This window comes from Bacillus sp. FJAT-18017, assembly GCF_001278805.1.
Taxonomy (GTDB): Bacteria; Bacillota; Bacilli; order Bacillales; family Cytobacillaceae; genus Bacillus_D.
The window spans coordinates 543391-556666 of record NZ_CP012602.1 but is presented as its reverse complement, the minus strand read 5'-3'; the positions used below and the strand labels follow the sequence as shown (position 1 = coordinate 556666).

7 protein-coding genes are annotated in these 13276 nt (G+C 44.8%); all 7 read right to left on the bottom strand.

Translation table 11 applies throughout. The features are described 5' to 3' along the window. Nucleotides 1-34: 34 nt before the first annotated feature. Complete coding sequence (locus AM500_RS02585; protein ID WP_053597800.1) at nucleotides 35-3283, bottom strand: hypothetical protein; 3249 nt, start codon at nucleotides 3281-3283, stop codon at nucleotides 35-37. A gap of 747 nt (nucleotides 3284-4030) precedes the next feature. Then, nucleotides 4031-5230 carry a PDZ domain-containing protein gene (locus AM500_RS02580; RefSeq protein ID WP_053597799.1) on the bottom strand — a complete coding sequence of 400 codons (1200 nt, stop codon included), beginning with the start codon at nucleotides 5228-5230 and terminating at the stop codon, nucleotides 4031-4033. A 275-nt stretch (nucleotides 5231-5505) separates the two neighbouring features. Continuing rightward, complete coding sequence (treR, locus tag AM500_RS02575; protein WP_053601598.1) at nucleotides 5506-6222, bottom strand: trehalose operon repressor; 717 nt, start codon at nucleotides 6220-6222, stop codon at nucleotides 5506-5508. Between the two features lie 88 nt (nucleotides 6223-6310). Beyond that, on the bottom strand, nucleotides 6311-7978 hold the full coding sequence (treC, locus tag AM500_RS02570) for an alpha,alpha-phosphotrehalase (protein ID WP_053597798.1): 1668 nt from the start codon (nucleotides 7976-7978) through the stop codon (nucleotides 6311-6313). A 136-nt stretch (nucleotides 7979-8114) separates the two neighbouring features. Further along, nucleotides 8115-9551 (bottom strand): PTS system trehalose-specific EIIBC component, encoded by a 1437-nt coding sequence (gene treP, locus AM500_RS02565; protein WP_053597797.1) that lies wholly within the window; start codon nucleotides 9549-9551, stop codon nucleotides 8115-8117. 268 nt (nucleotides 9552-9819) lie between these two features. Then, nucleotides 9820-10785 (bottom strand): nuclease-related domain-containing protein, encoded by a 966-nt coding sequence (locus AM500_RS02560; protein ID WP_053597796.1) that lies wholly within the window; start codon nucleotides 10783-10785, stop codon nucleotides 9820-9822. A 752-nt stretch (nucleotides 10786-11537) separates the two neighbouring features. After that, nucleotides 11538-12992, bottom strand: coding sequence for a S41 family peptidase (locus AM500_RS02555; protein ID WP_053597795.1), 1455 nt, complete (start codon nucleotides 12990-12992; stop codon nucleotides 11538-11540). Between the last annotated feature and the right edge of the window lie 284 nt (nucleotides 12993-13276).

Here is a 13276-nt window from a genome sequence, read left to right as displayed (position 1 = left end):
ACACCTGAAATCTGCTCGGCTAAAACTTACTTTTTTACAAATGACCTGCGAGTTCGCTAAGAATTTGCGCTTGCCCCTCTGTTAATTTCTTACCGCTTTGAGCTTCTGTCTGGTTGATAAACGCTTGAATCATTCCAGCCTTTGCGTTTGCATCTCCACGTTCCTCTGCCTCTTGCGCATTTTCAAGCTTACTTGATAATGCATTAGCAAGCCCGGTATCCTCACCTGCAAACTGACGGGCAAGCTCAGCCAGCCCCACGTACGTGACAGTGACCTGGAAAGTAAAGGTCGAGTTTGCTTTATTGCCGGCTCTGTCTTCAGCAGTAACGGTAATGTCATGGCTTCCCGGCCCAAACTCGTATGCTGGGCGCTCTATTAACGATCCTGTGCACGGTTCGTCTGCCAAACCAGACAAGTTGTCTGATGCCGTACAGCTGATTTTGATAGTTTCTGAAACGGAATACTCCGGCTGACCGGTAAATTCAATAACTGGAGCTGTCTTGTCAATGTTCACTTCAAGCGTCTTTGGCGCTTCTTGAACACCTGAATAGTTCGTAGCATAATACGTGAGCGTCGTTTTGCCTTCCTTATTTATAGGGACTTTAACTTCATTTTCCTTTGCCGTTACCTGGTCAGCAGCTTGTGCGCCCTCGGCTGAATACGTGATCGAATAGGCCTTGTCTGCTGCGAGCGAAATAACGGTGTCGCTGTTAATCCAGCCGTTTTCGTTCGGAGCTGGATCGAAGCTTGCGTGCGATACAGGAACAACCTTATCCTTGTATTTCACAGTGAAATCGTCATAATACGCTTCCGAAATATTATAACGCGATGTAACAGCTATCAATTTTGCATATGCCGCATTAGCAGGCGCCTTGCCTCTAAGAATCACGTGCTGCCATTGTGATAACCGGGATTCATCTAAATGCGTTTCCAATGTCGAGATTGTAGCGTTGTTCTTGTCAAAGAAGCGGAACATAAAACCTGGCTGACCCGATTTAATGTACAAATTGACTCCTGCTTCATATTCTTCTCCGGGAATTACGGGAACCTTGTCACTAATGACGGCCACAGAAGCATCCCGCCGAGTATCTGTAGTCTTTAAGCTATAGCTACCCGTGAAGCTCTTCTCGCTGCTAAGCTCATACGAGTAGCCGGTACCGGTAGCAAAGAGCGGACTCCATCCTGGTATAGCATTCGTACTTCCGCCCTCTTCAAAACCGGCGTTTTTCACAGGAACCGAAACGTCCGGGAACGGCTCTTTAATTTCCCCGTCCACTTCCATTCGGTAAAGAATCGTATTCGTCTGTGCATCTGTAAAATATATGTGACCGTCCAGACCTAAATCAAAGCGCGTTGCATCGGTCAGTGTACGTGACTCCAACGTTTCCGGATCAATCACGGTCAACTTGTTATTGAAGAGGACATAAAGCAGTCCGTCCTCAGACCATCGGAGAGGATGGTGAGCCCAATGACTGAAATTCAGCTTCTGGTGAATTTTCTTGCTTTTAACAACTTCGTACGTATTCGGGTCAATCGCGAAGATAAACTCATAAGAAGCTCCCCAGATCAATCCGTCAGGCCCTACTGAGAGATCTCCGATAAAGATCGGCTTATCTAAGCCTGGAATGCGAAGCGGAAATTCAGCGATTTTTTGTTCTGTTTCCGTGTCCCAAACAAAAATTTTCGCTTCCGCTTCAGTCGGCTCTGAGCCAAGACCGCCGCGAATAGTCGTAGAGCCAAATAGCTTGCCATCATGGAACGTCGTGCTTAGCACGCTTTGGTTCTCGACAACGTTACGTTGTACACGGGTTTCCCCAGTTGAAGGATCATATACCGTTAGAGAACCTCCCAAGGTTCCATAACCAGAAATCGTCGAAATATAGATTTTGTCATTGCCACCCGTAATGTTTACAAGCCGTTCTTGCTGGTTGCCTAGAACCGCTAGATTTTTCGGATTCGTACTGCTAGGTTCCGCGGATAAATCGTATTCGTATAACGTGCCCTCCGGATAAACTCCCAAATACACTTTGTTCCCTACTGTATATACACTGTCCGCCTGGCCAATATTGAACGGCTGAGTCGTCTTACTTTCCAGATCAACAAGAGAAGATCTCGCCTGCGAGCCTGTTGCTATCAACTGAGTTTCTGAGACCGCACTGAGTTGGTTAACGACTCCCGGCAATCCAGGAACAATAGGGGGCAAGGTGTGAACCTTTTTTGTCTCAATATTCATGATGGTTACGCCACCATCATAACGAACGGTTACTAAATTTTTACCGGGCAGCTCAGGCTTGTTCGGAAACTCAACCCAATCCACTCCCCGGAACCCGCTTCCATATGTCATGCCGGTCGATTCTATCTGGTGGCTGGTCAAATCGAATGTTTTCAATTGCTTGTCGGCTAGGAAATACAATTTTCCATCCAATGAATCCGTTGCATGGAGCCCAACTAGATTTTCTAATACAACGTCGAGCCAAGTTTCCGTCTGAGTATCGTAGATAAAACCTTCACCCGGAACCCCGCTGCCGTCCGTATAACGAGCTAACAAGTAACGGTCATCAATGGTGCTTAAGTCATATACCGTGTCTTGTTTTACATTAAGAGCACCCGCAATATTTGTTTTTTCGCCGGTTTCGAGATTGACTTTGACAATTTGCTTATGAGCTGTACCTGCATAAACATGTCCACCCTGGTAAGCAATTGAACGAACATATTCCTGGTCTAAGGTACCGATCATCCGGCCGTAATCTCTCGTTTGCTTGGTGGCAGGATCGTATTGATACACTTTTCCCCCTGGATAAGTACCTACGTAAACACGTCCCTGCTCATCCGTTGTAATGCTGTTCGGTACAGATTGCCCAGCAAATTCGGCCACCATCACTGGGGTTTTTGTTACCGGTGAGTAGTTCCATAACTTCGCTCCGCCTCCGTCGGCAGCAAGGTATAACGATCCGTCTGGGGCTATCGTGTGTGCCCAAGAGCTTTCTGATGGAGCGATCGGTATGCTTCGGAGCAGCTGGTAATTATCCAGGTCGATGACATTCAAATAACCCGGCTTTCCTTTCGCCGTAGTATAAAGCACATTACGCCCGTCTTCCTTGCCGACCGTGCCGTTAAACACAGCGACCGTATAATTATTGGGATAAAGAAGCTCCTCTGGGCTCCCGTATATTTTCTGTGAAAGCTTACTTTCTGCTGCCGAAGATGACACTCCACCAAAACCAGCTATAGTGAGAAGCAAGCACATCATGGTTATAAGGGCGCGATGCATACGTATTTTCATTAAACAGCCTCCTCGATAAAAATATTTGCCTTGTATATAGGTCGTGTTTGGATTGAGAACGCTTACAAAAGTAGTTTGTTAATCTTCCTACTTTTGATTAATGGGAAAGTAACACACATTGAATTTGGCATATTAGGATACTGTTCTTTATTATTATTCGGACAGATGAATAACTTTTTTATTTCAATTAATTAAACATTGGTTGAAAAAAATGTAGTTGCTTCTTGTTTATTGGAAGACCGTATGTTTTATCTTTCCATTTGCCTGCAATTAAAGCAGTTTCAACAAAATCAGTAATAACAAAAGACTTAATCTTTTTATTAGTTAAGCCCCTCTCATATTTAATAAAGTTGCTAAAAAACCAATATAAAACTTCACCTCCTTCCTAAGTAATGCTAGATTCAAAGACAATTTGTAACACTATATATTTTTGATATACATAAAAAATCCAAATTCAGAATTTATCGAAGTTTCAATAATTTAATGTTATGCCTCTTCTATATAATAGGCAAGTCGATAAGTTGTCTTTAATTCGCCTGGTTTTAACTGGGAAAATACCTTTATGAGGACCTTGTAGGAATGTTTCTGAAGAAAATATCGGGGTTGTATGAATAAAATTATTTTCTATAAAAAAAACAGTACAATAATGTACTGCTTTTTTTGCTTGTCTATCAAGTAAGATAGAACCAGCTAATTATGAAATTCATTCTAGTGAACTATAAACAGATTCCGATTAATTATGAAAAATTACACCGATACCGCTTTATCTCCCCATTTTTTCTCGTCATGGACGAAAAGGATGCCAAGCTCGTGATGGTCGCCTTCGTAAAGGGCACGCTGCACGAATCGGATTTGGTTGTTGGTGTCAAACACTTCAAGCCGGCACTGGGCACGGTTATGCTGCAGAGCTTCATAGAATTCCTGTTCATCATGGACAGGGGTCCCGTTCACCTTACTGATCAGTTCACCGACCTTAAGGCCCATTTTTTCAGCTGGAGAGTTGGGAATGATACCGAGGATCATCAAACCATTATTTTTTCGGGAAAAATAAAAAGGCATTCCGTCTTCCTTTAGCTTTTGGAAAAGAGCAAGCGCTTCGCGTCCTAGGATGGCAAGGGCTGTAGCTACGACTGCAGCCATAGGATACCAATACCCCGCAGCAGCTATAATCAGAACAACAATCCCTAGTTTAATAACCTTTCTCCCCTGGGATTTGATTGCATCTTTCGGGTGCATGCCAGATACTTGCTGGTGCATGCCAATTGCAAATGGCACTAAAAATAGCGAGTATGTTTCCCCGCCAAGCGTGAACACCGGCCACCATTCGAAAGGCAGGCTCAGTGTGCTTCCCGGGATTAGCAGGAATACGGGCAGCAGCCAGAGCCTTCTTGCCTCATGGACGCCAACTATCTGGCCGCGTTTGCTTGTTCGTAACTTTGGCGACGTTGCATAGCTTCCTCTTTTTAAAATCAAAAACCCTTCAACAATCACTAGCAGGGAAAGCAGGATGGCTACGGAAGGATAAATTTTATCATCGGCTTCCTCAAATGCTCCCTGGATAAACGGGAAGTTGACGCTGACTCCGCCAAGAATGGCAAGCGCAAAGAATGCCGCCCCAATTGTATACGCAGGCCCAACTAGCCTCATATTACCTGTCAGGCTGAACAGCAGTGTGAATGCCGCAATCAGGAAAAGCGATGCAACTGGAACCGCAAGACCCAACCCAATTGCCGCAACTGAAAGCACCAGTCCCGCGGCAAGGCCGGCAGGGACCAATTGGCGCAGCTCGAAGTAAGCATCCTTGGCGCGGATGTGGAAGTTCTTCCGCTCGCGTTTCACTCGGCTTACTCCAAGAACCGCAGCCAGGAAAAACACGTAGTAGAAGACAGGATGCAGAAACATCCTACCTATCCCCTTTAGCACCTCAATACCCCATTGCTCAATCATTTTTCTGCACCGCCCTGTATGTAAAATCATTTTCAATCGTATTCAGCTTATTCCTATTCTATCAAAAAGCACCGCTAAAACATATTGCTAGATTCTTGAAGCTGGGAAATGTTTTATTTCTGGCTATCTTCGTCCATGTTTGGGAGTTTGTAATTCAGCAAACTTAGCTAGTATCTTTTCACTAGTTAACAAAATAGTAAACCTAAGCCAATACCTAAATTTTCAATCCCTTTTAATACAAAAACCGCCCAATTGGACGGAAATTTTTAAAGGAACTATTTACTTCGCCTTGCGAAGTCAACAAACTGGAATTTATCCAGGCGATGCCTAGATTCGGTATATTCTATCAGGATGGCATTATCAAGGAAAACATGATTGCGAACTACGACCACATGATCGGTGCCGTTCAGATCAAGATACTTCCGGTCCTCATCCGTGCATTCCTCGACTGTGATTTCCTTCCTGGCAAACGAAATCTTCAGCTTCAAGACATTTTCAATATATTCATAAATGCTGTTCTCACAGATTTCCTTTGTCAGGCCAGGGACGTGCTTTTTTATAAAAAAATCCTTATCAAGGATGATTCGCTCCCCGCCGGTCTCCCGGGTCCTTGTGACCTTCCAGACTTCTTCACGGGAAGGGATTTTCAGTTCATTTTGCAAAAACTGATCGGGTTTCATTATATAAAGTTCATGTACCTCTGTCGAAAATGGCTGCCCAACCTTTTCGGCCACTTCCTTAAAACTTGTTAGCCCGGAAACAGGGAATTCAAATCGGCCAATATCGAGGACAATTGAACCCCTTGCCTTAATTTTCTGGATGTAGCCGTGCTGGGAAAGAAGATTGAGTGCCTTGCGAATGGTTTCCCGGCTTGTCCCATATTGTTCTGCCAATACATTTTCAGATGGAAGCTTCGTGTTCTTTTTCAGTTTCCCTGACTCGATCTGATCGGCAAGTTCCTGATAAATATTGTCATACTTGTTATGGACCATGTCCCTCACCCGGTTCATGTAATAATGTAGGAGGCAGCTGGTTCACTGCCTCCTTTATTGTATCATTTATAAGCTGTTAGAAGCACGATTACCGAATATGAAATACTAGAGATTCATATGGCCGCAAATTAAAGCTGCGGTAATCCATCGGGGTATCCTTGTAATTAGAAATCAACACATGTGCATCCTGGCCAGCAAAGCTAATACCTTTAGGCAGCTCAAACCTTCCTTCCTTGCCGTAAAAATTATTTACGACAAGCAGGGCCTCATCTCCCATCCGGCGAACGTATGCAAAGAGTTGCGGGTCGTCTTCGAGAAGCAGCTCGTAATCTCCATGAGTGATGATGTCGTATCCTTTGCGCAGAGCAATAAGTGACTGGTAGTGGTAAAACACGGAGTCACAATCGGCCAGCGCCTGCTCGACGTTAATTTCCTTATAGTTGCTGGCCACATCAATCCAGGGAATGCCAGTCGTAAATCCTGCATTTTCCGACGCATCCCACTGGACCGGGGTGCGCGAGTTGTCACGTGACTTACTTTTCAAAATCTTGATGACTTCCTCTTTCGTTTTTCCTTCTGATAAAAGAATGTTGTACATGTTAAGCGACTCAACATCACGATAATCGTCTATGCTATCGAATTTCGGGTTGGTCATCCCTATTTCTTCGCCCTGGTAAATATAAGGGGTTCCCTGCATCATATGGATTGTTGTCGCAAGCATTTTCGCGGACTCGACGCGGTATTCGCCATCGTCCCCATAACGGGAAACAATGCGCGGCTGGTCATGGTTGCACCAAAACAGCGCGTTCCAGCCTCCACCTTTATTCATTTCAACCTGCCAGGTGGACAGGATTTGTTTCAGGGCAATAAAGTCAAAGTCGGCAAGTGTCCACTTGTCCCCGCCCTCGTAATCAACCTTCAGGTGGTGGAAGTTGAAAGTCATGCTGAGCTCGAGGGTTTCCGGATTGCTGTATTGGATACAGTGGTCTATCGATGTTGAAGACATTTCGCCGACGGTCATGCTATCGTACTTCGAGAACGCCTCACGGTTCATTTCCTTCATAAACTCATGGACGCGAGGACCGTCTGTGTAAAAGCGGCGTCCGTCACCTCTATCGTCGTTCGGGTAGCTTTGGTCTTTGGAAATCAAGTTAATGACATCAAGGCGGTATCCATCTACGCCTTTTTCAAACCAGAATGTCATCATTTCATACACTTCCTGGCGCACCTTTTCGTTTTCCCAATTCAAATCGGCCTGGGTGACGTCAAACAGATGCAAGTAGTACTGGCCTGTATTCTCATCATACTCCCAGGCATTTCCCCCAAATTTCGATTCCCAATTTGTTGGCGGGCCGCCGTCGACAGGATCCTTCCATATGTAGAAGTCCCGATACGGGTTGTCCTTCGACTTGCGCGCTTCCTGGAACCACGGATGCTCAGTCGATGTGTGGTTCACAACAATATCCATGATGATTTTTAAGCCGCGAGAATGGGCTTCTTCCAGGAGCCGATTAAAGTCATCCATTGTGCCATATTCTTCGTGAATTGAAAAATAATCACTGATGTCGTAGCCATTGTCCCTTTGTGGCGATTTGTAAATCGGGGTTAGCCAGATGACATCAACCCCAAGCTGTTTCAAATAGTCAAGCTTGTCAATGATTCCAACAATGTCACCGACACCTTTTCCAGAAGAGTCTTTAAAGCTTTTCGGATAGATTTGGTATACGACTGATCGTTTCCACCAAGGTTCGTTCATGTTTTGCACCTCATTTTCTGGGGTGTGCCATATCACTCCCCGTTTTTTTAGAATGGAACTCGGCACCACCCGGATTAGAAAAGATACCACTAGCCAGGATGGCCAATGGTATCCAATTTTTTGATTCAATTAAAGATTAAAGCTGTGTTTCCTGTACCTTTACTTCGCGGCGTGCGCGGCCTTTGCCCCAGAAGTAGGTAAGGACGAAAGGCACGACTAAAGCAATGGCCATTCCAATAAAGAACGGAGCCCATTTTTGCGGCACGATCGACAGGAAGCCTGGCAGACCACCTACACCGATTGATGGAGCAAGAGTTTTGTTGACTGTGATGAAAGCACCAGCAATCGCAGAACCGATCATCGCTGAAATAAATGCGAAGCGGAAGCGGAGGTTTACCCCGAACATAGCCGGTTCAGTAATACCAAGATAAGCGGAAATTGCTGATGTACCGGATAGGCTTTTCAGCTTTTTATCGTCAACTAGCAGCATCATTGCGAGTGCCGCAGAACCCTGGGCAATATTGGACATAACCAGGATTGGCCACAGGAATGTTGTGCCTGTACTGCCAATCAGCTGCAGGTCAACAGCCAGGAACGTATGGTGCATACCTGTTATAACAAGTGGGCCATATAGCGCTCCATAAACAAACCCGCCTATCGCTGGGGCGAAATCAAAAATTCCAGTGAACAGGTCTGTAATCCATGAAGCAACTGTAAATGTAACCGGCCCAATAACAATGAAAGATAAGAAACCAGTAACTAATAGTGCGATTGGTGCTACGAGCAGAAGATGGAACGCATCCGGAATTTTCTTGCGGAGCCAAATTTCAAGTTTAGCCAAGACATATGATGCCACCAGGACTGGCAATACTTGGCCTTGATAACCGACTTTCTGGATTTCCAGGCCAAAGAGATTCCAAGTAGGAATTTCGCCTGTTTGCTGTGCGGCGCCCCATCCCCATGCATTCAGGAGATCCGGGTGTACAAGCGAAAGGCCAAGGACAATACCAAGCAGCGGACTGCCGCCGAACTTGGTGACCGCGGCCCAGCCAACCAGTGCTGGAAGGAAGGCGAACGCTGTTCCGGCAATCAGGTTGATGATTGACGCAAAGTCAGCCCACTCAGGATGAACTTGTACTAAAGATTTGCCTTCGTAGAAAATATCAGCGCCGGTAAGGATATTGTTGATACCTAGCAAAAGACCCGCAGTAACGATTGCTGGCAAAATCGGAATGAAGATGTCCGCAAGCGTTTTAATCGCGCGCTGGAGTGGATTCAAATTAGACTCTGCCGCATCTTTTATGTCTTGCTTGCTTCCTTGGGCAATGCCCGTTTGGCCTGTCATTTCATTGTATACTTTATCGACGGTCCCCTGGCCGATTACAACCTGGAACTGGCCATTTGCAGAGAACGACCCTTTGACAACGTCGATGTTTTCTAATTGTTCTTTGTTTACTTTGCCTTCGTCCTTCAAAGCGAAACGCAGGCGTGTGACACAGTGGGTTGCGGCTGCAATATTGTCTTGGCCGCCGACTGCGTCAACAATCTCAGATGCTGACTTTTTCAGATCCATGGTGTCTCCTCCTAAAATGATAGATGATAGCGTTTGCGATTTGGGCTGGATTGGTCCATCCTTACTTTTCTCCAAAAAGGAAAAAGTAAACATAAATTTCCAAGCCCTTTATCCCCCTTGCAGTGTACAGTCGTTTAATAATTTAGCGCTTTCATTCTTTTTTGAAAAAAGAGTTAGGCGTATGTCGTTGTCCTGTATATACAAGTTACATTGACAACTATATCCTGTATATACAGGTTAGTCAAGATATTAAGATTAGGAAATAATTTCATGTCAGTAGAGGGTGAAACGTAAGGAAGTAGATAGTTCCTTTGTTTGTGCCAATCGTGACTAAATCCAAAGCAGACAACATTTTAGTGGCCGCTTTCCTAGATTCCAGGCCAGCAAACTTGCGGAAATCCTCATTCGTTATGAATGGTTTGTATAGGATGAGATAATCATTTACTGCTTTTATGTAGGCATCTTTTGAAATGTTTCTACAAGAAGGGCAAAACCAATGTGCGGACCTATACAGCATTTTGTACCTTTTGCAAAATGGGCATTGAACTCCACCGAAGAGATCAACGATGGAAATATTGTATTTTTCAAGTGTGTTGTTGGACATTTGTCGAGTGTGTTTTTTGAGCAGAGTATGGTAAACATCATCAGGCTGGGGTTCTGTTATCCGGGGTATTGAGCAGGCCACTTCCAGACTGTCAATTTTTCTTAGAAGTTGGTCGGCATAAATCAGTCTGTTAAAAATGGTTTCATAACCTGGTGGAACATAGATGATTGTTGAAGAATAGGACATTACTGCGAGGGAAATGATGGGGAGTACAGGAAGATGTTCTTTTTGCAGCACATGTTGGAACTGGATGGCGTGCCGGTCTGCCTGGCTAATGGGATTCGGATATGCCTTTTCAGGGTCACCATGCTGAATGAATTGATCTGTCTGAGGGTTATAGCTAAGAGGACCTGCATAATTTTTGACTTCAAGATTCAAATAAAAACTTTGACATAAAGCTACGTTATCCATTTGAAAAAAATGCTTATCTTCCAACCTTAATCCAGGTATTAGACGGAACTTCCGGTCATCCAAAAAACTCAAGTGATAGTCAACGTTTTTCTCACCATTGTAGCCCGCCATCAATATTCTATGCTTTTCCTTTATCCTCTCCCAAGCAGGATGGCCCCTTCGCAGCCTATCCAATATGACTTCCAGTTCAAGCAATTCTTTTGGCTTTGATCGTTTCATGCTACATCTCCTTTTTTCCTGATACTACCATTCTAGAAGTATATCGCACTTTATTAAAGTGGTACTTTTTAATTTCTCACAGCGTTTGTGGCAGAATTGAGACAATTTAGTACACTTATTGAACTTTTTTATGAGCATTTAGACATTACTGGAAACTCCGATTCTTGCTCGAAAATTTATAAGCCATTTTACCCCACTTATGAGCCTCATATGAGCCGATTCTGTTTCGATATGAGCATTTAGACACTTATTGGAAATCACAATTCCTGCTCGGAAATTTTATGAGCCATTTCACCCCACTTATGAGCCTCATATGAGCCGATTCTGTTTCGATATGAGCATTTAGACACTTATTGGAAATCACAATTCCTGCTCGAAAATTTTATGAGCCATTTCACCCCACTTTTGAGCCTCATATGAGCCGATTCTGTTTCGATATGAGCATTTAGACATTTACTGGAAACTTGGATTAACGCTCGGAAATTTTATGAGCCATTTTACCCCACTTATGAGCCTCATATGAGCCGATTCTGCACAGATATGAGCATTTAGACATTTACTGGAAACCCAGATTTCTGCTCGGAAATTTTTTGAGCCATTTCACCCCACTTATGAGCATCATATGAGCCGATTCTGTATCGATATGAGCATTTGCATTTATTGGAAAAGACCACGCAACTATGAATTCAATTAACTTCCTTACCCCGATGAAAACAGGAAAAAGGCAGGAACAGGTCCCGCCTCTCACTACCTTACTTCGCGAGCAACAGTAACGCTGTCCTCAGCTGCAAGTCATTTTTCTCTTTTTTCCGTTCTTTCGTCATAGCAGTTTCAAGGGCCTCAGCTGTCTTGGCATCAATCTTTCCAGTCGGCTGCAATCCTGCCTGCTGCTGGAATGCTTTCACCGAGCGTACTGTGCCTGCACTAAAATAGCCATCTGTCCGTCCCGGTGTATAGCCTAGACCTTCTAAAATCGCCTGGGCGTTCTTGACTTGCTCATTATTCATGTCCATTTGCAGTGCGCCATCAACCTGAAGAGGATGGGTAGAGAAAATACTTGGCTGCGCTACTTCGACCGTTGGAGCTATTCCCTTCTTATGAATCCAGTTTCCATCAGGGGTCAGCCATTTAGCCAGCGTAAGCTTAATATTACTGCCATCGCCCATCGGCATCGCCTGCTGAACTGTCCCTTTACCAAACGTCTTCTCTCCCACAAGCGGATACCCTTCTGCCTCAGCAAGCGCGCCAGCTAGGATTTCCGAAGCAGAGGCACTTCCCTTGTCGATAAGCACGGCAACCGGGTATTCCTTTTCCTTCTTTAAAGTGGAATAGTACTTATCCCGTTCGCCGTTCCTCTTCTCGATCATCACGAATGGTTTTTCTCCACTTACTAACTCGCGGAGGATTTCCTCGACACTTAACAGCAGCCCTCCAGGATTGCCGCGCACATCAATAACGAGTCCGGAAATTCCATCACCCGAACGCTCCAGCTCCTTTAGCTGCTTCTTGAAGTCTGAAGCCGTTTCCTCGGCAAACGACGTCAGCTCGATATAGCCGATTTTCTTGCCATTTATATTCTTTACATCTGAAAAAACAGTCTCGACTGGAATCTGATCACGCTTCACCTTTACCCTGATTGGTTCCCTGAGGCCAGCCCGCTCAATTTCAAGCTCGACAACTGTCCCTTTTTTACCGCGAATTTTCAAGGTTGTTTCAAATAAATCTAGTCCCTCGACACTCTTGCCATCAACCTTCCGAATTATATCATTCGGTTTTAGGCCCGCTTTTTCTGCGGGAGAGTTCTTGAACGGAGACACAATCACCGTCTTGCCGCCATCCATTCCAACTTCGGCACCAATTCCCTCGAAAGACGATTCAAGCGATTCATTGAACTGCTTGGCAGTCTCTTTGTCCATATAAACCGAATAAGGGTCGCCCAGCTTTGCTAGCATGCCCTGAATCGCACCCTCAACCAGCTCCTCCTTATCGATTTCCTCCACATACTGGCTGTAAATCAATTCGTATGCCTGGCCTACCTTATCTAAGTTCACAGTTTCAGCCTTAGAATCGCCCTTTTTCAGTACACCCGCTACATCGACTGCAAATCCGGTTTCCTGCGCTTCCATCCACTTCATCCCTGCATACGTTCCGCCCGATCCAACCGTTAAGCTGGCGGCCACCACTAGTGCCATCCATTTCCGCCTCATTCTCCGTCACTCCCAGCATTGGCTCCGCACTCTTAAATACGGCAGCCATTCTTTTAAAAAGACAATACCAAAGCCCGGCTTTTGCCTAGTTACAATACATATATGCAGGAATGGACGAGTTATGATTCGCGTATCTTAGAGTATTCATCAGGGTAACTGGAGTCAACTTCCATCTCTTTTTGCCGAAAAATAAGTTTACTAATCTTGAAAAAAGGAAATATATAGGGTGTAACCCGGCAAGCATACTCAGAATGGAACATCAAGATGCCGGTTTATTTAACCAA

Excerpts from the sequence above, each read along its gene's own strand:
- AM500_RS02585 (WP_053597800.1), bottom strand. The coding sequence starts at position 3,283 with ATGAAAATACGTATGCATCGCGCCCTTATAACCATGATGTGCTTGCTT.
- AM500_RS02580 (WP_053597799.1), bottom strand. The coding sequence starts at position 5,230 with ATGATTGAGCAATGGGGTATTGAGGTGCTAAAGGGGATAGGTAGGATG.
- treR (WP_053601598.1), bottom strand. The coding sequence starts at position 6,222 with ATGGTCCATAACAAGTATGACAATATTTATCAGGAACTTGCCGATCAG.
- treC (WP_053597798.1), bottom strand. The coding sequence starts at position 7,978 with ATGAACGAACCTTGGTGGAAACGATCAGTCGTATACCAAATCTATCCG.
- treP (WP_053597797.1), bottom strand. The coding sequence starts at position 9,551 with ATGGATCTGAAAAAGTCAGCATCTGAGATTGTTGACGCAGTCGGCGGC.
- AM500_RS02560 (WP_053597796.1), bottom strand. The coding sequence starts at position 10,785 with ATGAAACGATCAAAGCCAAAAGAATTGCTTGAACTGGAAGTCATATTG.
- AM500_RS02555 (WP_053597795.1), bottom strand. The coding sequence starts at position 12,992 with ATGAGGCGGAAATGGATGGCACTAGTGGTGGCCGCCAGCTTAACGGTT.